Source organism: Moraxella sp. K02 (assembly GCF_041154755.1).
Lineage (GTDB): Bacteria > Pseudomonadota > Gammaproteobacteria > Pseudomonadales > Moraxellaceae > Faucicola.
The window spans coordinates 174,865-196,798 of record NZ_AP031590.1; the positions used below are offsets into that span (position 1 = coordinate 174,865).

Sequence of the window (21,934 nt, forward strand, 5' to 3'; positions counted from 1 at the left end):
TGAAACATCAGTTAAAAAATTATTTTAAATTTACCCCTTATTATCAACTATATACTTTATTATTTTTTATGGAATTTTCATGAGCACAAATGACCCAATAACTGCAACGAATGGTGCCAACGAAGAAACCATGGCTTACACCTCACCGATGGCGACAGTGACTTCCACTGTGCCAAGTTGGGCTAGATGGTGGCGTCAAGTTGCGTTTATACCTAGCCTGCACAATCGCTGGTTAACGCCTACTGCCCAACAACAGCTAAATCAAGCAATTACCGAAGCTGAGCAAGGGCATCGCGGCGAAGTCGTGCTAGTGATTGAGAATCATTTGCCCATTTCTTCAGCACGGCTACAAAACAGCCGAGACAGAGCAATCGAAGTTTTTGGAGATTATCGCGTCTGGGATACGCAGGATAATACTGGGGTGTTGGTGTATCTTAATATCTGTGAGCGGCGTTTGGAGATTGTCGCTGACAGAGGCATCAATAGTCATGTGATGCCAACCATGTGGCAAGCGATGTGTGACAAGGCTATCGAAGGTATTAAAGCCAATCGACACATCGATAGCTTGGCTGCGCTATTGGGCGATGTGGGGCAATTGCTTCGTCAATATTACCAATTAGACAATGACCCAAGTGGCAACGAAATCGCTGACAAGATGATTTTTATAAAGTAGTTTTAAAGTTAATTAGCATATTGCGATGATGCAATCCCACCAAAAGCGATGTCACCCATCGCTTTTTTTTATTGTTCAGCTTTTAATACCCAACAGTAAGCGGGTAAATTTCAAAAACTTGGGTATCAAAAATCATTAAGGATTATTTTTAGCGGTGCTAAAAAATTGATTGAAGGCTTGACAAAAGAATCGACAAATTTTGCTAGGCGAAATGATAAAATTTTACCTATAATGAAACCGACATACCGCCACTCAGGTTGTTAGGCAATTAGGCAATTAGACCAGTCGTCATGTTAGTGATAAATCATTACTTATAAAAATTTTGAGGGAATCCCATGCCAACACTCACCAATAATATTGCTGATAGTATCGGTCAGTTTTATCTCGGTCAAGACGTGTACCCAGAGCGAACACAAGGTCAAGCAACCCTATATGATGCAGCTGACTTAACAACCCATGCGGTGATTATCGGGATGACAGGTTCGGGTAAGACGGGTTTGGGGATTAGCTTACTGGAAGAAGCTGCGCTGGATAATATTCCGGTGATTGCGATTGACCCCAAGGGTGACTTGGGCAATTTGGCATTGACGTTCCCAAATTTGGCAGCCAGTGACTTTGAGCCGTGGATTGATAGCGGCATGGCAAATCAAGCGGGTATGAGCGTGGCAGAGTTTGCCAAGCAAACCGCAGACAACTGGCAGCAAGGGCTTGGCAACAGTTTTCAAACCCCGGAGCGTGTACAAGCACTCAAAGCCGCCAATCGTGTCAGTGTCTATACCCCAGGTAGCGAGAATGGCTTACCGATTGCCCTACTTGGCAATCTCGTGCCGCCGCCCGATAGTGTCAAAAATGATGGCGAAGGTTATGCTGAGTATATCGATGCGACAGTGTCGGCACTGTTGGTGCTATTAAAAGTTGATGGGGATAACCTTGCACCCGAGCATGTGTTTTTGGCACAGCTACTTAAAAACGCCTGGGACAACAACCAAACTTTAACCTTGGTGGATTTGATTACCCAAATCCAAACGCCACCGTTCGATAAAATCGGCATCCTGCCGCTGTCACAAGTGTTTGCGGATAAAGACCGTAGCGCACTGGCGATGAAGCTCAACACGCTTTTGGCATCGCCGAGTTTTGCCAGCTGGCTTAAAGGCATGCCGCTGGATGCTGGCGCACTGTTTTATGATAAAAACGGCAAAGCACAAACCAGTGTGCTCAATATTGCCCATCTATCCGATGATGAGCGTTTATTTTTTGTCACCTTGTTACTCACCAATTTATTGGGCTGGATGCGCCGTCAGCAAGGCACTTCAACCTTGCGGGCAATTTTGTACATGGATGAAGTGTTTGGCTATTTACCGCCGATTGGCAATCCACCGACCAAAGTATTGCTGTTGACCCTGTTAAAACAAGCGCGTGCATTTGGCTTGGGGATTGTGTTATCGACCCAAAACCCAGTGGACTTGGACTACAAAGCCTTATCCAACGCGGGTACTTGGTTTATCGGTCGGTTGCAGACTGCCCAAGACCGTGAACGGGTGATGGATGGCTTGCTCTCTGCCAGTGGCAGCAGTGGACTGGACAAAGCGGCGCTCAATGCGTGGTTTGATAAACTCGGTAAACGCCAATTTTTACTGCACAATGTGCATGACGCCAGCCCTGTGATTTTTAGCACCCGCTTCACGCTCAACTACTTATCAGGACCGCTTAGCAAACAAGCCATAGCACAGCTCAAAGCCAATAGCCAAGCCGCCCCTACCGAACCAGCGCAAGCTCAAGCCACCACGCCTGCCATCAATCCATTAGCAAGCACCATAAGTCAGCCGCCTGCCTTACCCAAAGATGTGGGCTTGTATTATGCACCCAAAGACATGGCGGGCGATGGGCAAATCTTCTATGAGCCTACTGCCTTTGCCTATGCGCGGGTATTTTTTAATGACAAAAAATCAGGCGCTCAAAGTCAGCAGCAGCTATTATTAACCACAGCATTTGGTGAGCCGCCGTTGGTGGTAGATTGGCATCAAGCGATTTTAAGTGATTTGACCTTTGAGCAGTTACAATCGGCTCCGCACCAACCCGCTTTGCTCAAACAACTGCCTAGCCAAGCGCTCGACAAGGCATCATGGAGAACTTGGGAAAAAGAAGTGAAAGAAGCCATCCGTCAGCAGCAAGTGTTAAATCTGTGGTATGTCGATAGTTTAAAGCTGTATAGCGAAGTGGCAGAGAGCGAAGACGCCTTTCGCAATCGACTCATCGTACCGCTGCATGAACAGCGTGATATCGCCATTGCCCAGCTGCGTGATAGCTTTGCTAAAAAACAAGACGCGCTAGCCAAAAAACTGCAAGCCGCCAATGAAAAATACCAACAACAAGCCGCTGAGTCGAGCAAAGGCTGGCTGGATGCAGGGGTCAGTATTGGTTCTGCGGTCTTAGGCGCATTTATGGGGCGCAAAGCGTTGTCACAGACCAATATCAATAACGTCAAACGTGCCATGAACTCGGTGGGCGATATCAATGCCAACAAACAAACCGTCGCAGAGCTTGATGCGATTCGTCAGCAGCTGCAGCAGGAGTTAGACAGCATTGGGCAGCAGTTACAAAGCCAAATCGACAGCTTGGCAACCACGTATGATGCTCAATCAATAGCACTTGATACTGTACAGATTGCCCCAGCAGCGAAGGATATCACGGTTTTGTTGGTCGGCGTGTTATATCAGCCGCTATAGACAGACGCAATATAAACCTTTTGACCCCATCAAATTTCGCGGAATGCGGTATGACCCCAACGTCTGAATACGAACACCAAGCCCAATATTTTCTTGCCAACATCTATGCCAGTGGCAATGGCATCGCTGCCGATGCTGACAAAGCAAGCGCTTGGCTGAAGCAATCTGGCAAACATGGTTATGCTGCAGCACTCACTGAATTACGCCCATCTGTGCCAGAGACTGCCGATGACCATCATACCTATCATCAGACTTAGGTCATCATACCTAGGTGGTCTCCTTGATAGCTTTTGATAGCTTATTTTGTTATCAAGCCTTTCTTATTCAGCCTTTCATTGATGGCTTTTTAACAGCCATTGCTTTATTTTTCGCTAACTGCACCAATTATAATGCCTATGCGCCAAATGTAGCCAAAATGAGATACGCTGCGCCTATGATGCGTTCACGAATTTGTAGGATGATTGAGCTATAATGACAACACATTAAAAGGAAAAAGCATGACACCCGTAGATATTATTACTAGTAAAGAAATAAGCGATATTGCACAAATTGTCAAACTTCATGATATTGATGTTCCCTTGGTGGCTGTGTATTGCGGCTCTCGCAAAGGCAATGACCCTGTCTATGTCCAATCGGCGCATGAACTGGGTAGGGCATTGGTTGAAGCGGGGTTAGGTCTGGTGTATGGCGGTGCGGTGATTGGCTGTATGGGCGCGGTTGCCGATGGTGTGATTGAAGAAAACGGCATTGCCGTGGGCGTGATTCCTGAGTTTATGATGGATCGAGAAGTGGCGCATGGTGGGCTGACGCGTTTGCATTTGACCGATACCATGCATACCCGTAAAGCCATCATGGCAGAGTACGCCAGTGCCTTTATCACCTTGCCAGGTGGGCTTGGCACCCTTGAGGAAATCATGGAAATTGCCACTTGGCGACAGCTATATCAACATGAAAAACCGATGATTATTCTCAATATCAATGGTTTTTATGACAAATTGGTTGAACATTTACACTTTACCGCTGAGCAAGGTTTTATGAAACCAGAAGATTTACAGCGATTAATCGTTTGTAATACTGTCGCCGATGCCATTGAACTACTCAAACCGATTGTTCAGATGCCAGACACGCTGAATGTGAATAAAATCTAACCTTGTTAGCGACAAAGAAAAGACCTCAGTTAAAGGTCTTTTTTTGTATTCTTTTTTTTGTATCCCTTTTTTGTAACAGTGTTATCTAGTCGAAAATTTTACCACGATTCATAATCCCATTGGGGTCAAAGACTTGCTTGATAGCGCGCAAATAATCAATTTCTTCATCAGGACGGGTGTAATTAAGATACGGCTTTTTGGTCATACCCACGCCATGCTCGGCTGAGATAGAGCCGTTGTATTTTTGCACCGTTTCAAACACGTACTTGTTGACCACTTGGCATTTTTCAAAAAATTCGTCTTTGCTAAGGTTTTCTGGTTTTAAAATATTTAAGTGTAAATTACCATCGCCGATATGCCCAAACCAGCACACTTGAAAATCCGGATAGTTTTGGCTAACAATGGCATCGATATCCGCGATAAACTCTGGCACGCGGCTGATGAGCACAGAGATGTCATTTTTGTACGGGGTAAATACCGAAATGGTCTCAGAGATATACTCGCGCAGTTTCCATAGCTCTTGGGCTTGGTGAATCGATTGGCTCATCACCCCATCAAGCACCCAACCTTCACTCATACAGTCTTCAAAAATCTGCATCGCCATGTCCATAATAGGCTCGTAGGGCGCTTCAAATTCGAGTAGCGCATAAAACGGCGCATCGGTCTCAAACGGTTTTTGTACATGCCCTGTGGCAAGTAATTTATCAACGGCGACATCATCAAAAAATTCAAACGCGGTCAAATCCATTTTGCTTTGAAAGGCTGACAAGATTTGCATGATATTGGCAAACTCTGGCACGCCAAGCACCATGACAGTTAGGTTTTTGGGCTGACGCTCTAGCTTGACTTGCACTTCAGTGACAATGCCTAAAGTACCTTCTGCTCCAATAAACAAATGACGCAAGTCATAACCGGTGGCATTTTTTATCATGCCCTTATTGAGGTGCAAAATATCGCCTTTACCGGTGACGACCGTAAGACCTAATATCCAGTTGCGGGTCATGCCGTATTTGATGACTTTGATACCGCCGGCATTGGTGCCAATATTGCCGCCAAGCTGGCTTGAGCCGGCTGAGGCAAAGTCCACGGGATAGTATAACCCTTGCTGTTCGGCAAAGTCTTGCAGCGCTTTGGTGACGATACCGGCTTCCACTTCTACCATGCGGTCGGCAGGATAGAAACCCAATACTTGGTGCATTTTATCAAGGCTAATCACTACCTCGCCATTGGCGGCAACTGCCCCTGCGGATAGCCCCGTCCGTCCACCACTTGGGGTAATGACGATGTTAAGCGCATTACATAGCTTGACAATGGCTTGCACTTGCTGGGTGGATTTTGGGAAGACAATGGCGCTGGCATTGGGCTCAAAATGCTTGGTCCAATCTTTGCCCCAATAGCCCAAACTATCCGCATCGGTTTTGATTTGGTGTTCTTCAAATCCTTGCTGGCGTAGTTGTTCAATGAGCGTATTGATGGCGGTCTGATTAGCAGTCATGGCGTGGCTTTTACCCATATTTTTATACAGATTGAAAAGGTTTTTGAGGCTCTATCATAGCATAAGTAATGGCATAAATTTTGACAAAAACGCTAGGGATTGATGAAGAATTTTTTACCCATAAGACAAAAAAATCATGCCATCTTGCTGGAATTTCACCACAAAAAACCCAGCAAGTGTGATAGGATAATTGACTAAAAATACTGACTAGGGGTTTGTTATGGCACAAAATCTATCACTTGAGAAAGACAAAATCCGCTTTTTGATGCTTGAAGGCTTGCATGACAATGCCTTTAAAGTGCTGTCAGAGGCGGGCTATCACAATGTTGAGAATATCAAAACCGCCTTAGACCCCGAAGAGCTTATCGAAAAAATCAAAGACGCCCATTTTGTCGGTATTCGGTCTCGCACCCATTTGACCCGCGATATTTTAGAAAAAGCCGAAAAGCTCATCGCCATTGGCTGTTTTTGTATTGGCACCAACCAAGTGGACTTGGAAGCTGCCCGTGAGCTGGGTATCCCTGTCTTTAACGCCCCTTATTCTAACACCCGCTCTGTCGCGGAGCTTGTCCTTGCCGAAATCATCATGCTGATGCGCGGTATCCCTGAAAAAAACGCGGTGGTACACCGTGGCGGCTGGAACAAATCTGCCAAAGACAGCTATGAAGTGCGCGGCAAAACATTGGGTATCGTAGGTTATGGCTCTATTGGTACTCAGCTATCGGTACTTGCTGAAAGCCTTGGGATGAAAGTCATCTATCATGATGTGGTTACCAAATTGCCACTGGGCAACGCCACCCAAGTGGGAAGCCTAGAAGAACTGCTTGGTAAAGCCGATGTGGTCACCTTGCATGTGCCAGATTTGCCAAGTACGCGTAACATGATTACCGCCACAGAATTGGCTGCCATGAAGCCAGGCGCGCATCTTATTAATGCGGCGCGTGGCAAATGTGTGGATATTGATGCGCTAGCAGCAGCCTTACAAAGCGGTCATATCTTGGGCGCGGCGATTGATGTGTTCCCCAAAGAGCCAAAATCAGCAGATGAAGAATTTGAATCACCACTGCGCGCGTTTGACAATGTGATTTTGACACCGCATATCGGTGGCTCCACCCAAGAAGCCCAAGCCAATATCGGTCTTGAAGTGGCAGAAAAATTCGTGCGCTACTCTGATATGGGTGATACCGCAACGTCTGTGAATTTCCCAAATGTTAGTATGCCACAAAAAGAAGGCACGCATCGTTTGCTCCATATCCACAAAAACGTGCCTGGCGTGTTGTCACAGATTAACAAATCCTTTGCCGATGCCAATATCAATATCTTTGCCCAAAGCCTGATGACTGAAGAAGATGTGGGATATCTGGTGATGGATGTGGGTAGCGGTGATTCTGCGCAAGCGGTTGATGCCTTAAAAAACATCCCAGAAACCATTCGGGTGCGGGTGTTGTTCTAACAAGCTAATCGTTTAAATCATAAAAAACCAACTCGAAAGGGTTGGTTTTTTACTACATTGAAATTTAAAACAATTCAGTTTGAGTAGAGTCTTCTAGTTTACTTGATTCGCCTTTTTGATTTAATAATGTATTAATAGAAATGTTGAGATTATTGAGATCTATAATTGAAACAGGATAATTTTCATTTATAATTTGTCTGTTTAAATCATATTTTGGGTCGTTTTGATTATATTGACTGTGAATCACAGCTCTCCCAAGTCCATACTCCCTAGCTTTTTGCATTGCGTGTCGAGAACCACTATCAATTTTTTGAGCAAGTGGGTCAATACTATTTGGCGTATAACTTGCCGATAAAATAACGGTTTCACTAAATAAAGCCTGCAATCTATCACGTTCAATAAAACGACTAGTCATATCAAACTTTGACTGCGGTTCTTCATAATATTCAGTTATAAGTAAATTAACATATTCTGCTAATTTTCGATTTTGAGCTGGGATAATATTGTTTAATGTACTAGGTAAAATTGCAATTGTTGCCGCATGGGTATCACCAAAAACATCAGTTTTGGTTCTTAAAGCTTGCTGATGGGCGATAGTATCACAACCTAAAGCCAATCCACTTACAATAACAATATTTTGCTTACTTAATAAATCAACAACCTGCCTTTCATCTTTTTCAATTTGTTCAGATGGCGTCAGAACGCCTATAACTGCCATTCTACGATATTGGTTACTCAGTAATGATAAATCACCTTTATAAAATAAGACATTTGGTTTTTCACTATCTTTAATTGTAGCTGTATATACAGGAAAATTATTATCACCAACTGCTACCACGCCATCACAATAAGATGACATCATATCTAATTTTTCCTCAAGTTCTCTGCGTTTTTCTAAAAAAATATTTTCAGTGACTTCTTCTTTCGCATTCTTTTTCAAAACTTCAACTATATCCTCATAATAGGACAAATTTTTATTAATAAAATTCTTATTAATCCAAGCATTACCTATCCCTTTGAAAGTCTTAGCTGTTAGAATATTTAAAGCATTTTCTGTATATTTCATTCTATAATCTCGCATTTAAACAATTATAAATAACTTTGGTTTCTTAATACAGTTTTAGCAATAGAGAAAAAAGTAACACCAGTTACACCGAAGTCTAGTAAAGCCTGTATACAATCTTCATCCACATTCACAGTTTTAGTGTAAATATCATCAATTAATAAAACATGTTTGCCAACAAGGTTGTTATCAAAATAACAAGTATTTTTTGTAATACCTACATAAGGCAAATCGCCATCACCTGCATATTGGGCAGATTTTGGAGAATGTGCGAGATGGGTGGTTTTTGTATCTGTATGTCTTCTTATATAGTTAGAGCCATTGATAACATGGGTTCCTTTTTGAATTAATTCATTAATAACCTCATTAATATTTAAAGAAAAAAGCAATTGATTATAATGGTAATATTCTAATCTTTTAGCTCTAGGAATAACACAAATCACAATTGGTACAGTTGAATTAATTTCCTGTAAAATCTGAATAATTTCACTTTCTAAACCTAGCGTTAATTTATCAGTTGCATCATCAATAAGCCTTAAGTTGTTTGGGTTAGAAGAGTTGAAAGTGTTTTTCAGATGATTAATATAATCTGGGTTGCCATCACGTCCAAAACCTATATAATCACAACGATAATAAGCATTAATACGCTGACTAAGAAATTCATTGGGTTCAATCGTAAATCTTTTCAAAGCCATAAATATTTTCCTTACGCACTAAAAATAAATTTTCTTTTTTAATTCCTGCGACATGAGCCATGTCTAGTTGAATCTTATCATCATCAAATACTAAAATTTTATTAATGTCTTGCGTCTTATTCACAATTATTTCAAATTTTTTCTCGTTACAAATGATATCACTAAAAAGGTCATGTAATCCATGATGTATTAATACTCGTTCAACTCTAGATTTTTTTCCACAGCTAGTTAGATATAGAACACTACTAGTTTTCATGACATTTAGCTTTTCTAAAAGATGATAATTTATATAGGTTAAATTGATAAAATTAGAAAAACATTTTTGTTTTAACTCAATAATTGAACTTAAAATATATTTAGGAAATTGGTTGAGATTATTTAAAATAATGGATTCTGTTATACGACCATCATAATCGAATTGAATATTTGGCAAAAATTCATTAATAGCGTATAGATACGCTTGATTATTAGCATCATCAGTAAAAATCAATGTGTTATCTAAATCTACACAAATTTGATAATTACTGATGTTGTCAAAAATAATCATTTTTTAAATAATGCCAGTTATTTCGCAATCTTTTTATACTTCATGCGTTTTGGCTCGGCATCTGCGCCCAACTGTTTTTTGCGATACGCCTCAAACTCTGAGTAGTTGCCATCAAACCAAATCGGACCCTCCTCCTCAAACGCCAAAATATGGGTGGCAATACGGTCTAAGAACCAGCGGTCATGCGACACCACCATTACCGTACCAGGGAACACTTCCACCGCATCTTCAAGCGCGCGCAACGTCTCAACATCAAGGTCGTTTGATGGCTCATCGAGTAACAGCACGTTTGCCCCTTGTTTTAAGGTTTTGGCAAGTTGCAGACGGTTACGCTCACCACCCGACAGGCTACCGACCAGTTTTTGTTGGTCTTGACCTTTAAAGTTAAAGCGTCCGATATAGGCACGGCTAGGCGTGGTGTATTCGCCCACGGTAATCATATCAAGACCGTCGGAGACTTCTTCCCACACAGTTTTTTTGTCGTCTAGCTCATCACGTACCTGTCCGACATACGCCACTTTTACCGATTCACCGACTTCAACCGTGCCCGTGTCTGGCTTGTCTTTACCGGTAATCATATTAAATAGCGTGGTTTTACCTGCACCGTTGGGTCCGATAATCCCCACAATCGCCATCGGTGGCACAGTGAAGGATAGGTTTTCGTATAGCAAACGGTCACCAAATGATTTACTGATATTGTTGACTTCAATGACTTTGTTACCAAGACGTGGTCCTGGTGGAATGTAAATTTCGGCGGTTTCGTTACGTTGTTGGAACTCTTTGGAGTTTAATTCCTCAAAACGTTGCAAGCGAGATTTTGATTTGGCTTGTTGACCTTTTTGGTTTTTACGCACCCATTCAAGCTCTTGTTTCAGCGCTTTGGCAAAGGCTTCTTCTTGTTTTTGCTCTTGCTCTAGGCGTTTATTTTTTTGCTCAAGCCATTCGGTGTAGTTACCTTGGTAAGGATAGCCATAGCCACGGTCCAGCTCCAAAATCCACTCGGCAACGTTATCAAGGAAATAGCGGTCATGGGTAATCGCCACGATGGTGCCCGAATAATCTTTTAAGAAATGCTCAAGCCAAGCGACTGATTCGGCATCCAAATGGTTGGTCGGTTCGTCCAGTAGCAGCATATCAGGTTTTGATAGCAATAGACGGCATAGGGCAACACGGCGTTTTTCACCACCCGACAATTTGCTCACGTCGGCATCCCACGCCGGTAGACGTAGCGCATCGGCGGCTTTTTCTAGTTGGTTGTTGAGGTTATGGGCATCCCACGCTTGGATGATGTCTTCCATTTTGCCTTGTTCAGCGGCAAGTTTATCAAAGTCGGCATCGGGCTCGGCGTATTCGGCGTAGATTTCATCAAGGCGTGCAAGGGCATCTAGGGCTTCACGCACACCATCTTCAACATTGCCGCGCACATCTTTGGCAGGGTCTAGCTGCGGTTCTTGCGCAAGGTAGCCAATCTTGATACCTGCTTGCGCACGCGCTTCACCGTTATACTCGGTGTCCACCCCTGCCATGATTTTAAGCAAGGTTGATTTACCGGCGCCGTTGAGACCCAGCACACCGATTTTTGCACCGGGGAAAAAAGACAGGCTGATGTCTTTTAGGATTTCCCGTTTGGGTGGAACAATTTTTGATACCTTGTTCATGGTATAAATATATTGAGCCATGTTTTTCCTGTTTAAGTTAGCTAATAGCAAGTGAATGTCAGGCGTATCATACACGCCAAAAAATTTGAAAAATGGTAAGATTTAACCGCTTATTATCGCATTGTTAACAGGGTGGGGCAAGGTAAAAGCCTAGTGAAAAATCATTTGCAAAGCCCATACCGAATAGGCAAAAACTTTTACAAGTCATGGACAGTGGTTGTGCTACTATCAAACGGCAAATAACCAAGCGACAAATAACCAAGTCACAAATAGCATAGTAGACAAAAAAATACACAAGGAGACAACCATGTCGGATTTACAATTACCGATTCACCATAACGAGCAATCACAACGCTTTGAAACCACCGTTGACGGCACTAGTGCTTACATTAGCTATGTGGATAATGGTGATGTCATCGTATATGACCATACCATTGTGCCAGACGCGATTGGCGGGCGCGGTATTGCAGGGGCGTTGACCAAGCACGCGCTAGACTATGCCCGTGAACAAGGTAAAAAAGTAGTACCAGCCTGCTCTTACGTGGCAAGCTACCTGCAAAAGCACCCCGAATATAATGACTTAAAAGTACAATGATTTAAAAATACAGTGATTTAACAGCTTAAACTTTTATCAATGTGTCAACACGCCAATAAAAAAACCACATAGGTTAATGTGGTTTTTTTATAGTTAGGGTTTGCTGATTATTTTTTCTTGGTAGGTCCAAGTAGCATACCCATTTGGCGACCTTCAACTTTTGGTTGTTGTTCAACATTGGCAACATCGGTCGTATCGGCAATGACTTTTTCAAGCTGCTGCAAGCCAATTTGTTGGTGAGCCATCTCACGACCACGGAAGCGAATGGTGACTTTGACTTTGTCTTGGTCTTCCAAAAACTCACGGATTTTACGAAGTTTGACTTGATAGTCGGCTTCTTCCGTGCCAGGACGCAATTTGATTTCTTTAAGCTGCGTTTGTTTTTGGTTCTTTTTGGCTTCTTTGGCTTTTTGTTTTTGGTCGTACAGATATTTTCTGTAGTCCATCACTTTGGCAACAGGAGGCTGAGCGTCTGGTACTATCTCGACCAAATCCAACTCAGCATCACGGGCGGCCTGCAAAGCCGTTTTTATATCCACAACACCAACTTGTTCGCCGTCTTCTTTGACTAAGCGTACCTCTTTGGCACGAATTTCCTCGTTGATGTCTAATCGGTTTGAACTCTTAATAATACTTACTCCTACGCTGTTTTTGATTTGACGCGCCCTTTTTGGGCGGTCGCTTGGTTAACCAAGTCGATAAAGGCGTCGATACTCATCACGCCAAGGTTGTCACCTTCACGAGTACGGACGTTAACTTGGTTGCTTTCTACTTCTTTATCACCCATGACAATCATATAAGGAATACGTTCAAGGGTGCGTTCTCTAATTTTAAAGCCAATTTTCTCATTACGCAAATCGGTGATGACACGAAGTCCGGCTTGATTCAATTGTTCGGCGACTTTTTGACAGGCTGGCGCTTGGTTGTCGGTAATATTCATGACAACGACTTGCTGCGGTGCAAGCCAGACTGGCATCCAGCCCGCGTAATGCTCGATGAGCATACCGATAAAGCGTTCAAATGACCCCAAAATCGCACGGTGGAGCATTACAGGGCGCTCACGTTCGCCTTGCTCATTGACAAACTCCGCACCTAATCGTTCTGGCAGGTTAAAGTCAAGCTGCAGTGTACCGCATTGCCATACCCGGCCGAGACAGTCTTTAAGGCTAAACTCGATTTTGGGTCCATAAAATGCGCCTTCACCTGGCAGATACTGCCAGTCAAGCCCTGCATTATCCAATGCGTCCGCTAAGTCTTTTTCTGCCAAGTCCCACAGTTCGTCAGCACCGACCCGTTTTTCTGGGCGAGTCGAGAGTTTCATTTGCACGTCATCAAAACCAAAGTCTTTATACACATCAAGGGTAAGCTTGATAAAGTCTTGGGCTTCTTGTTTGATCTGCTCATTACTACAAAAAATATGGGCGTCATCTTGGGTAAAGCCACGCACCCGCATGATGCCATGCAGCGAACCTGACGGCTCATTACGGTGGCATGAGCCAAACTCAGCAAGACGCAATGGCAAGTCACGGTAGGATTTTAACCCTTGATTGAACACTTGCACGTGACACGGGCAGTTCATGGGCTTGATGGCATAGTCACGTTTTTCACTGTGGGTGGTGAACATCATATCGCCATAGTTTTCCCAGTGACCTGATTTTTCCCATAGGCTTCTATCGACGATTTGCGGGGTTTTGATTTCAAGATAGCCGTTATCTTTTTGTACTTTGCGCATATATTGCTCAAGCACTTGCCACATCGTCCAGCCATTGGGATGCCAAAACACCATACCAGGCGCTTCTTCTTGCATATGAAATAAATCAAGCGCTTTACCAATTTTACGATGGTCGCGTTTTTCCGCTTCTTCGATGCGCTGAATATAAGCTTTTAGGTCTTTTTTATCTGCCCAAGCAGTACCGTAAATACGTTGTAGTTGCTCATTTTTGGCATCACCGCGCCAGTAGGCACCACTCATTTTGGTGAGTTTAAAGGCTTTTAGGAAACGGGTATTGGGCACGTGTGGTCCACGGCACATATCGACGTATTCTTGGTGATAGTATAAACCCATTTGGGTTTCATTCGGCATATCTTCGATAAGACGTAATTTATAAGTCTCGCCACGGTCTTGGAATACTTTGATAACCTCGTCACGCGGTGTCATTTTTTTGATGACATCGTAATCTTGGTTAATCAATTGCGTCATGCGCGCTTCGATTTTTTCCATGTCTTCTGGCGTAAACGGGCGCTCGCTATAGATATCATAATAAAAACCCTCTTCAATCACAGGACCGATAACCATCTTCACCTCAGGATACAGCTGTTTGACAGCATGACCCAGTAAGTGAGCGGTCGAGTGGCGAATGATTTCCACACCTTCCTCGTCTTTTGGCGTGATGATTTGAACGGTCGCGTCTTCGATAATCGGGTCACACGCATCAACTAATTTGCCGTTGACACGTCCTGCAACGGTGGCTTTGGCAAGCCCTGCACCGATGCTTTGCGCCACTTCCATGACTGAAGTTTGTCCATCAAACTGTTTAATATCGCCGTTTGGTAAGGTAATGGCTACCATAATTGCTCCTGTTGTCCTTTGGCAGTGATGACCGTTACTATCGGTCATGTAACCGTGAGAGATGGGAATAAAAAAAGGGAAAAACTCTGCCCATCCAGACTTACCGTGTCTAGATAGGCATTACAATCCCATGAATTCGTCGCTTTGCAAAAAGCGTAAACAAGATATTATAGCAAATTGCGGTGATGAAACCAACTTGCTGATAGAATTGCTTGCAGTTATGGCAGAAAATTAGGCAGCTCATGATATGCGTGTGAAAAAAATACTGCAATAGACGATAGCCAATAGTTGGTATCTACAATTTGACTGTATATCTTTAGCCGAACAAGTTACAGGAATAATCTAGATTACCCGTGGCAAAACTTATATAACTACAGGATAGTGAGTGCTATGCTTCATAACAATACGATTGATTAAGGGCATTTTTATGTCAGTTGATTTTTCCAATACATTAATTGTGGCGGTCTCTGCCACGGCATTGTTTGACTTATCAGAGTCTGAGCGGTTTTTTCAACAAGCGTTAACCGAAGATCCAGAAACGGCGATTGATAAATTTCGCAGCTATATGATTGAACGCGAAAATGACCCATTGCAAACTGGGACGGGTTATCCGCTTATCAAAGCCTTACTCAATCTCAACAACCATTGTGCAACCGATGACAAGGGCGAGGGCATAGCTGCGCCCATGGTTGAAGTGGTGATTATGTCAAAAAACAGCCCAGATACTGGTATTCAAGTATTAAATGCGCTGCGTAGTCATGGACTACCGATTAGTCGCTCGGCATTTACCTCAGGCGAAGGGGTGGCGGATTATGTGGCAGATTTTAAGGTGGATTTGTTTTTGACCACCAATCATGACGATGCCCAGCAAGTTACCGATGCAGGCGTGTGTGCCTGCGCGATTTTGGATGCGCCGCCCATTGATATGAAAGAGCTAGACACCAATCAGTTACGCATTGCATTTGATGGCGATGCCGTGTTATTTGATGAAGCAGGGGAGCTACTGTCTCGCCAGCAAGGACTCAAAGCGTTTCATGATTATGAAGCCAAAATGAGTGATGTGCCGATGAATAAAGGCCCGTATGCGGATTTTTTAATTAAACTCTCTAAACTACAAAAACGCCTACCTGCTAAAATCAAGCATCCACCGATTCAAATTGCACTGGTGACCGCGCGCAATGCGCCTGCTGATTTGCGCGCGATTAAGACATTACGTGATTGGGGCGTCAATGTGGATCTGGCGTTCTTTTTAGGTGGCTTGGATAAACGCCATGTACTGCAAACCTTTGCCCCGCATATTTTCTTCGATGACTCCATTCATAATTACGAATCTGCTAAAGGCGTAGTACCCTCAGGGCTAGTGCCTTATAGCTCAAAATCAAAATTGTATGTCAAACAAGCTGATGCCACGGCAATCCAAAACCTTGTAGAGATTCATCAGGGATAAAATTAGTAGGTTTTATAAAAAATCCCATATAAAAAAATACCGCTTATGGTAAGCGGTATTTTTTACTAAATATTGGATTAGTGGTCAGATGCACCTGACGCACCGATACCGGTTAATGAACGTACATACTGTGCATCGAAGCCTTTTCTATCTAACTCAGCGCGTGGTGAGTTGTCAGTGATAGAGGCGATCCACGCTAGAATGAAGGTCACAGGCATACTAAATAGTGCCACGTTTTTGTATGGGAAAGCGGGTGATTCGTGTTTCATGATATCGACCCAAACTGCAGGTCCTAAGATAATCAGTAACACTGCGACTGCTAAGCCTCCAAACCCACCGATTACCGCACCACGAGTGGTTAAACCACGCCAGAACATCGCTAACAAAAGAATCGGGAAGTTAGCCGATGCCGCAACCGCAAATACCAAACTTGCAATGAACGCAAGGTTTTGGTTTTCAAAGATAATACCGGTCACGATTGACAATAAACTTAACGCAACCACGGTAATTTTTGATGCACGCATCTCTTCTTCAGGTCTCGCTTGACCTTTTCTGATAACACTCGCATACAAGTCGTGGCTGACCGCTGAAGCGCCTGATAAAGTCAAACCTGCCACCACCGCTAGGATAGTCGCAAAAGCTACCGCCGAGATAAAGCCTAAGAATAAGTTACCACCCACGGCATGAGACAAGTGAATCGCTGCCATGTTGGCACCACCGATGAGTGCCTGTGAGCTTACGCCATCTTTAACGATTGTCGTGAAATAATCTGGATGTTCAGCTAGGATAACGATAGCACCCAAACCAATGAGAACGATCATGAAATACACGTAAGCAATACAGCTAGCGGCCACTAATACAGATTTACGGGCTTGTTTGGCATCTGGCACGGTGAAGAAACGCATTAGTACGTGTGGTAAACCTGCTGTACCAAACAATAGACCCAAACCTAATGAGACAGACTCAATAGGATTGTTTACCAATTTACCAGGTGACAAGATTGCTTCATGTTTGCTATGGACAGCGACGGCTGACTTAAATAAATTGTCAAAGCTAAAGCCTACATGATTCATGACCATAAATGCCATGAAAGTCGCACCCGACATCAGCAAAATAGCTTTGATGATCTGTACCCAAGTGGTGGCTAGCATACCGCCAAATAGTACGTAAATCATCATCAAAATACCCACGACTAGTACAGCATAGATATAGTCCAAACCAAATAATAACTCAATTAGTTTACCCGCGCCCACCATCTGCGCAACCAAATATAGTGCAACGACGACCAAGGTACCAGATGCAGCAAAAATACGTACTGGGGTTTGGGAAAAACGATAAGATGCCACATCTGCGAAGGTAAATTTACCCAAGTTACGTAGCCGCTCAGCGATTAAGAATAAAATAATCGGCCAACCAATCAAGAAGGCTAGCGTATAAATCATGCCATCATAACCGACGGTAAAAACCATACTCGATAACCCCAAAAAGGTTACCGCTGACATATAGTCCCCGGCAATGGCAATCCCGTTTTTGGTACCTGAGATACCGCCGCCCGCGGTATAAAAGTCGCTAGTGGTTTTGTTTTGTTTCGACGCCCAGTAAGTAATACCGAGTGTTGCCAAAACAAAAATCAAGAACATGATAATTGCTGAAATATTCAGCGGTTGTTTTTGCACTTCGCCTTCAAGGGCGCCCGCTGCCCATGCTGGCATCTGTGCCATTAGACCTATGAGCATCAAGCTTGCGGCAGTTGAAACCTTGCCGATACGCTTGCCCAAGCCTTTAACAGTCACGCTGTTATACTGTTGTTGTAACATGCCACCCTCCATGGTGTCAAAACTGATGTTAGAACTGATGTCAAAATTATTATCAGCACCACAATTTTACAATTGAAAACCCAACACAATCCCTGTGGGGTTATACTTTACCACTGTTGATATCATCGATGACTTTACGAGTCATCGTGTCAAATTCACCGTTTGCTTTGCTGACATATATCCAAGTGATGAGTGGTACAAAAATCATAATGGCAACAACAATGTAAAAGCCAACAGGGACAGTCGAGCCTGCTGACAGTGGTGCAGCAAACATTTCAGGATCAAAACCGACGAGTAACAGATAACCAAACCACACAATTAAGGTAATAATAGAAAAAATAAGCCCTAGGCTTGTTTTTTTCTTTGCCATGCTTTGGAATTCAGAATGATTAATAATTCGCTGAATTTGTGCATCATCCATGGTAACGCTCCTTGTAAATGAATGAAAAGACAACTCATTGATGATTGATTCAACAATCAGTGTCAAAACCGACAAGGAAGATAGCGATTGGGTGACAATAACAGTAGACAACAATATGATGAAGCAAGTCCGCTATGCTAAACGTGATAGATTGTCTTAAATGATACAAACAATCTCATCTTCCTGATTAGTTGCTAATATTAAATGAAAATTGTTAAAAAATCTAGCTATTTTTTCTCAAACTGTAAAAAAATTGTAGAATGTTAGTTGAAAATTAGTGACGACCCTATCAAAAAAAGCACCCAAAATTATTATTAGACATAACTTGATACTCATAATCGTGACTAATGATCATTGTACCTAATCATGATTGCACCTAATCATAACTGTAACGCCCAATGACCACTAAAAATTATCAAGCTATCCATGATAGATAAATCATAAAGGATAGATGAGTCATTGAGCGTACATACTGCCATTTAAACCAAACGGCATTTATTTGCCTCGAGTTTTACACATACCGTCTTTGCAGTCTGCTGCGACTTTACCATAGGCAAGTTGGGTCATCCAGTTGGGTACACGGTTGCGATGTCGCGCAAAAATAGGGTAAATCATATCACTGGCTTGTTTCACTACAGGCCATTCAAACACGGTTGCAAATGGCAGTTGTGCGGTTTTATATAGCAGTCGTACAGCATCCATGCCTTTTTGCATGTTACCCTGTTTATCTTGCACACACAGGTAAGTCATCGCTTCATCTTCGCTAATACCAAAATTGGCAAGTTCATCCCGTGCGTCATCAATCGCCATGATGCGAATGGCGTCAGGTTTTTTCTCTACCATATGCAAGGCTTCGGTACGGCAGACAGGGCAGGTATCATCATAGTACATGGTAATCATATTAACAGTCTCCGAAGATTAGCTTTTTAGGGCATCTAATACGGTCAAGTCGTTAAATTCAAAACCATGATCCATTAACGCTGTGGGCACAACGCGCTGCCCATCCAACAGTAACGTCGACATTTCACCAAACATGGTCTTGACCACAAAGGCGGGCAGGGTCATCAGGGTAGGGCGGTACAACCAAGTGCCCATCGCATCGGTAAATGCAGCATTGCTAATAGGTGTTGGATTGGTCAAATTATAAATTTGCTGAGTGGGCAGGGTGTGAGTCAGGTTTTGTTCAATGATAAAAATTACCGCACGCAACCAATCACTACGGCTAATCCAGCTCATGATTTGCTGACCATTGCCAAGCTTACCACCTGTGCCCATTTTAAATGGGGTAATCAGTCGTCCAACCATACCCCCCTCGGGCGCAATCACCACCCCTGTGCGCACAATCGCAACTGGCACAGCGTCTGTTACGGCATTTGTTGCAGTATCTTGGGCAGTCAAAGCTAGCTGCTCCCATGCCTGACAAATTTCGTGAGCGAAGTCGGTTTTTGTCATGGGGCTGGTTTCATCAAGCGCGGTTGGGTCGTTTTCCTTTTGGATACCGTACCAACCGATGGCTGACCCGCTAATCAATAGTTTTGGTTTGTTGCCGATTCGCTCAATATAGTCAATTACCGCTTGTGTGGGTTTTAGTCGGCTATCAAACAATTCTTGCTTACGTGCCTCCGTCCAACGGCTGTCGGCAATACCCGCACCCGCCAGATTGATGATGACATCATACGTCTCATTGGTGCTGGCAAAATCGTCATAGCTAATAACGTCATCTGCGATATTTTTGGTTTTCTCTTTTTCTACAGAACGAGATACCCAAGTGACTGACGCAGTGTCACCTTTTACGCCATGGGTTTTTAACGATTGCGTTAACGCTGTGCCTAAAAATCCTGAACCGCCTGTGATAAGTATTTTCATCATTTATTTCCTTTTTTCTGTCAAAACTGAAATTTATGGGTAAAATTTTTAGCTTTTTGGTAAAACCAGCTTGCCAACGATTACACTACTTAAACCACCAAATAGAGCATAATAGGTTAAAACTTTGCCAGTCGGATATTTTGCAGTCATTGTCCCAATCCATCATTTCAAAAACTTCTGAATCGTCGCCCCAAGCTTTAAGATACGATTGAGCGTAGTGGAAGAAAGTTTTAGCATCTCGTTCGCCCAACTCGTCAGCGTATCGACAAAGTGGTGAGTGTCTTTGATACGTTGCTGTACGTCTTTGCTTTCTTTGGCAAATTCTGGCTCATTGATTAAATCCGCCAAGAATCCAACCGTCGGCGCAAGCTCTCGGCGATAGCGTTCTTCGACAATCACCTTAGCCAATTCCCACACATCCGTGCCCGTGGTGAAGTAATCTCGTCTATCACCGAGCGTATGTACTGTTTGTACCAGATTTAGGCTCTGTAATTCCTTGATACTATTGCTCACATTTGAACGCGCCACGCCTAAGGTTTCTTGGATTTCTTCGGCATTCATCGGCTTGCCTGCCAAAAATAACAAGGCATGAATCTGGGCAACGGTACGGTTTACGCCCCACTTATTGCCCATTTCGCCCCAGTGTAAGACAAATTTTTCCATGGTAGATGTGAGTTGCACTTTTTAGCCCTGTGTGTAAGTAAATGGATATAAATCAATCAATTTTTAATTATTTTGAGCTTTTTATATATTTCTGTCAATACAGAAATTTTGAAAATTGTAAAAATTTTGTGGTTGGGTTTGGATTGTTGACCTTACAAGTCGCGTTTTATTTCCCAAAAAAAAATAATTTAGGTAAGATGAAGTGGTTCATTGTAACTATTTTTTGGCATTTAGTTTTTTGGTATTTATTTTTTGGTATAAGGATGACCCATGACGGCAACCCAAACACAACAACCTACCTTTCAAAAAGTCACGTATGATGTTGCAGATAGTGTGGCGACGATTACCCTCAATGATCCAGCATCACTCAATGCGCTCAATAGCGTGATGAAATCTGAGCTTTATCAAGCCCTTGATTACGCCCAATACGACACAGCCGCCAAAGTGATTGTCATCACAGGCGCGGGCAAGGGATTTTCTAGCGGTGGTGATATTCGCGAGATGCTATCCGGCGCAGATAACCGCGAAAATTTACTGAAAATGTCGCACAGCCTTACCATTGGGATTGCTGACATCACGCGCCGTATCCGCAAAATTAGCAAGCCGATTATCGCGCGTATCAATGGCGCGTGTGCAGGCGCTGGCATGAATATCGCGTTAGCGTGCGATTTTCGCGTCGCCAGTGACAATGCTAAATTTTTACAAGCCTTTGTCAATATCGGGCTAGTGCCTGATGGTGGTGGTATTTATCTGTTATCTCAGTTGATTGGTGCCGCCAAAACCACTGAGCTTGTGATGTTGGGTGAGCAAATCAGCGCGCAAAAGGCAGAAGATTTGGGACTGGTGAATGCGCTGGTGAGTCAAGATGCGCTTGATGCGGCAGTGAAAAAACTGACCGACCGCCTCACAAGCTTGCCAACCTTAGCGCTGGCGGCAATGAAGCAATCGATTAATCAAGTGGCATTTGCAGGACTAGATATCGCGCTAGACCAAGAGGTAATTTACCAAATGCAAATGGCGACCAGTGAAGACTTTAAAGAAGGGATTACCGCCTTTATGCAAAAGCGTCCTGCTGAGTTTAAAGGGCGATAAAGCATA

At 43.3% G+C, this 21,934-nt stretch carries 20 protein-coding genes; 8 read left to right on the top strand and 12 right to left on the bottom strand.

Annotated features, from left to right (window positions below):
• Positions 1 to 79 precede the first annotated feature (79 nt).
• The 4 genes from ACAM39_RS00800 (at position 80) to ACAM39_RS00815 (ending at position 4,547) form a co-directional block, all read left to right on the top strand.
• A complete protein-coding gene (locus ACAM39_RS00800; RefSeq protein ID WP_472828214.1) occupies positions 80 to 673 on the top strand; it encodes a TPM domain-containing protein in 594 nt (197 codons plus the stop codon).
• A gap of 335 nt (positions 674 to 1,008) precedes the next feature.
• A complete protein-coding gene (locus tag ACAM39_RS00805; protein WP_369627878.1) occupies positions 1,009 to 3,399 on the top strand; it encodes an ATP-binding protein in 2,391 nt (796 codons plus the stop codon).
• Positions 3,400 to 3,449: 50 nt separating this feature from the next.
• Complete coding sequence (locus tag ACAM39_RS00810; RefSeq protein WP_369627879.1) at positions 3,450 to 3,656, top strand: hypothetical protein; 207 nt, start codon at positions 3,450 to 3,452, stop codon at positions 3,654 to 3,656.
• Between the two features lie 240 nt (positions 3,657 to 3,896).
• Complete coding sequence (locus tag ACAM39_RS00815; protein ID WP_313423984.1) at positions 3,897 to 4,547, top strand: LOG family protein; 651 nt, start codon at positions 3,897 to 3,899, stop codon at positions 4,545 to 4,547.
• Positions 4,548 to 4,632: 85 nt separating this feature from the next.
• Here the strand turns inward: ACAM39_RS00815 and ACAM39_RS00820 are convergent, their stop codons facing one another.
• Complete coding sequence (locus tag ACAM39_RS00820) at positions 4,633 to 6,042, bottom strand: FAD-binding oxidoreductase (RefSeq protein ID WP_369627880.1); 1,410 nt, start codon at positions 6,040 to 6,042, stop codon at positions 4,633 to 4,635.
• A 220-nt stretch (positions 6,043 to 6,262) separates the two neighbouring features.
• Here ACAM39_RS00820 and serA point away from each other — a divergent pair, with 220 nt between their 5' ends.
• Positions 6,263 to 7,495, top strand: a complete 1,233-nt coding sequence (gene serA, locus ACAM39_RS00825; protein WP_369129834.1) for a phosphoglycerate dehydrogenase — start codon at positions 6,263 to 6,265, stop codon at positions 7,493 to 7,495.
• 64 nt (positions 7,496 to 7,559) lie between these two features.
• On the opposite strand, the gene ACAM39_RS00830 is transcribed toward serA, so the two are convergent.
• From ACAM39_RS00830 to ettA, 4 genes are read right to left on the bottom strand one after another with little or no spacing between them, the layout of a single operon-like run.
• Positions 7,560 to 8,561, bottom strand: coding sequence for a DNA-processing protein DprA (locus tag ACAM39_RS00830; RefSeq protein ID WP_369627881.1), 1,002 nt, complete (start codon positions 8,559 to 8,561; stop codon positions 7,560 to 7,562).
• A 23-nt stretch (positions 8,562 to 8,584) separates the two neighbouring features.
• Positions 8,585 to 9,253, bottom strand: a complete 669-nt coding sequence (locus tag ACAM39_RS00835) for a hypothetical protein (protein ID WP_369627882.1) — start codon at positions 9,251 to 9,253, stop codon at positions 8,585 to 8,587.
• On the bottom strand, positions 9,228 to 9,800 hold the full coding sequence (locus ACAM39_RS00840; protein ID WP_369627883.1) for a hypothetical protein: 573 nt from the start codon (positions 9,798 to 9,800) through the stop codon (positions 9,228 to 9,230). Before ACAM39_RS00840 ends, ACAM39_RS00835 begins: the two co-directional genes overlap by 26 nt.
• 17 nt (positions 9,801 to 9,817) lie before the next feature.
• A complete protein-coding gene (gene ettA, locus ACAM39_RS00845; RefSeq protein ID WP_159767971.1) occupies positions 9,818 to 11,479 on the bottom strand; it encodes an energy-dependent translational throttle protein EttA in 1,662 nt (553 codons plus the stop codon).
• Between the two features lie 286 nt (positions 11,480 to 11,765).
• Here ettA and ACAM39_RS00850 point away from each other — a divergent pair, with 286 nt between their 5' ends.
• Positions 11,766 to 12,053: a GNAT family N-acetyltransferase gene (locus ACAM39_RS00850; RefSeq protein ID WP_369627884.1), complete on the top strand. Its 288-nt coding sequence runs from the start codon at positions 11,766 to 11,768 to the stop codon at positions 12,051 to 12,053.
• 107 nt (positions 12,054 to 12,160) lie between these two features.
• Here the strand turns inward: ACAM39_RS00850 and infC are convergent, their stop codons facing one another.
• Both infC and thrS read right to left on the bottom strand, forming a co-directional pair.
• Complete coding sequence (gene infC / locus ACAM39_RS00855; protein ID WP_172460503.1) at positions 12,161 to 12,658, bottom strand: translation initiation factor IF-3; 498 nt, start codon at positions 12,656 to 12,658, stop codon at positions 12,161 to 12,163.
• 35 nt (positions 12,659 to 12,693) lie between these two features.
• Positions 12,694 to 14,622 (bottom strand): threonine--tRNA ligase, encoded by a 1,929-nt coding sequence (gene thrS, locus ACAM39_RS00860; protein WP_369627885.1) that lies wholly within the window; start codon positions 14,620 to 14,622, stop codon positions 12,694 to 12,696.
• A 427-nt stretch (positions 14,623 to 15,049) separates the two neighbouring features.
• Here thrS and ACAM39_RS00865 point away from each other — a divergent pair, with 427 nt between their 5' ends.
• On the top strand, positions 15,050 to 16,069 hold the full coding sequence (locus tag ACAM39_RS00865; RefSeq protein ID WP_369627886.1) for a 5'-nucleotidase: 1,020 nt from the start codon (positions 15,050 to 15,052) through the stop codon (positions 16,067 to 16,069).
• Positions 16,070 to 16,146: 77 nt separating this feature from the next.
• On the opposite strand, the gene ACAM39_RS00870 is transcribed toward ACAM39_RS00865, so the two are convergent.
• From ACAM39_RS00870 to ACAM39_RS00890, 5 genes are all read right to left on the bottom strand, one after another.
• Positions 16,147 to 17,805, bottom strand: a complete 1,659-nt coding sequence (locus ACAM39_RS00870; RefSeq protein WP_472828258.1) for a cation acetate symporter — start codon at positions 17,803 to 17,805, stop codon at positions 16,147 to 16,149.
• A gap of 181 nt (positions 17,806 to 17,986) precedes the next feature.
• Positions 17,987 to 18,307 (bottom strand): DUF485 domain-containing protein, encoded by a 321-nt coding sequence (locus ACAM39_RS00875; RefSeq protein ID WP_313423967.1) that lies wholly within the window; start codon positions 18,305 to 18,307, stop codon positions 17,987 to 17,989.
• A 495-nt stretch (positions 18,308 to 18,802) separates the two neighbouring features.
• The gene (locus tag ACAM39_RS00880) at positions 18,803 to 19,207 is read right to left on the bottom strand and encodes a thiol-disulfide oxidoreductase DCC family protein (protein WP_369627888.1); all 405 of its coding nucleotides are present in this window, start codon (positions 19,205 to 19,207) and stop codon (positions 18,803 to 18,805) included.
• An 18-nt stretch (positions 19,208 to 19,225) separates the two neighbouring features.
• Positions 19,226 to 20,173, bottom strand: coding sequence for a TIGR01777 family oxidoreductase (locus ACAM39_RS00885; RefSeq protein WP_369627889.1), 948 nt, complete (start codon positions 20,171 to 20,173; stop codon positions 19,226 to 19,228).
• 162 nt (positions 20,174 to 20,335) lie between these two features.
• The gene (locus tag ACAM39_RS00890; RefSeq protein WP_369627890.1) at positions 20,336 to 20,854 is read right to left on the bottom strand and encodes a GbsR/MarR family transcriptional regulator; all 519 of its coding nucleotides are present in this window, start codon (positions 20,852 to 20,854) and stop codon (positions 20,336 to 20,338) included.
• 252 nt (positions 20,855 to 21,106) lie between these two features.
• Here ACAM39_RS00890 and ACAM39_RS00895 point away from each other — a divergent pair, with 252 nt between their 5' ends.
• On the top strand, positions 21,107 to 21,928 hold the full coding sequence (locus ACAM39_RS00895) for an enoyl-CoA hydratase/isomerase family protein (protein WP_278931835.1): 822 nt from the start codon (positions 21,107 to 21,109) through the stop codon (positions 21,926 to 21,928).
• Positions 21,929 to 21,934 lie beyond the last annotated feature (6 nt).

Bases quoted from the DNA above. Each gene is read 5' to 3' on its own strand.
- ACAM39_RS00800 (WP_472828214.1), top strand. From the start codon at position 80: ATGAGCACAAATGACCCAATAACTGCAACGAATGGTGCCAACGAAGAA.
- ACAM39_RS00805 (WP_369627878.1), top strand. From the start codon at position 1,009: ATGCCAACACTCACCAATAATATTGCTGATAGTATCGGTCAGTTTTAT.
- ACAM39_RS00810 (WP_369627879.1), top strand. From the start codon at position 3,450: ATGACCCCAACGTCTGAATACGAACACCAAGCCCAATATTTTCTTGCC.
- ACAM39_RS00815 (WP_313423984.1), top strand. From the start codon at position 3,897: ATGACACCCGTAGATATTATTACTAGTAAAGAAATAAGCGATATTGCA.
- ACAM39_RS00820 (WP_369627880.1), bottom strand. From the start codon at position 6,042: ATGACTGCTAATCAGACCGCCATCAATACGCTCATTGAACAACTACGC.
- serA (WP_369129834.1), top strand. From the start codon at position 6,263: ATGGCACAAAATCTATCACTTGAGAAAGACAAAATCCGCTTTTTGATG.
- ACAM39_RS00830 (WP_369627881.1), bottom strand. From the start codon at position 8,561: ATGAAATATACAGAAAATGCTTTAAATATTCTAACAGCTAAGACTTTC.
- ACAM39_RS00835 (WP_369627882.1), bottom strand. From the start codon at position 9,253: ATGGCTTTGAAAAGATTTACGATTGAACCCAATGAATTTCTTAGTCAG.
- ACAM39_RS00840 (WP_369627883.1), bottom strand. From the start codon at position 9,800: ATGATTATTTTTGACAACATCAGTAATTATCAAATTTGTGTAGATTTA.
- ettA (WP_159767971.1), bottom strand. From the start codon at position 11,479: ATGGCTCAATATATTTATACCATGAACAAGGTATCAAAAATTGTTCCA.
- ACAM39_RS00850 (WP_369627884.1), top strand. From the start codon at position 11,766: ATGTCGGATTTACAATTACCGATTCACCATAACGAGCAATCACAACGC.
- thrS (WP_369627885.1), bottom strand. From the start codon at position 14,622: ATGGTAGCCATTACCTTACCAAACGGCGATATTAAACAGTTTGATGGA.
- ACAM39_RS00865 (WP_369627886.1), top strand. From the start codon at position 15,050: ATGTCAGTTGATTTTTCCAATACATTAATTGTGGCGGTCTCTGCCACG.
- ACAM39_RS00870 (WP_472828258.1), bottom strand. From the start codon at position 17,805: ATGCTCATAGGTCTAATGGCACAGATGCCAGCATGGGCAGCGGGCGCC.
- ACAM39_RS00875 (WP_313423967.1), bottom strand. From the start codon at position 18,307: ATGGATGATGCACAAATTCAGCGAATTATTAATCATTCTGAATTCCAA.
- ACAM39_RS00880 (WP_369627888.1), bottom strand. From the start codon at position 19,207: ATGATTACCATGTACTATGATGATACCTGCCCTGTCTGCCGTACCGAA.
- ACAM39_RS00885 (WP_369627889.1), bottom strand. From the start codon at position 20,173: ATGAAAATACTTATCACAGGCGGTTCAGGATTTTTAGGCACAGCGTTA.
- ACAM39_RS00895 (WP_278931835.1), top strand. From the start codon at position 21,107: ATGACGGCAACCCAAACACAACAACCTACCTTTCAAAAAGTCACGTAT.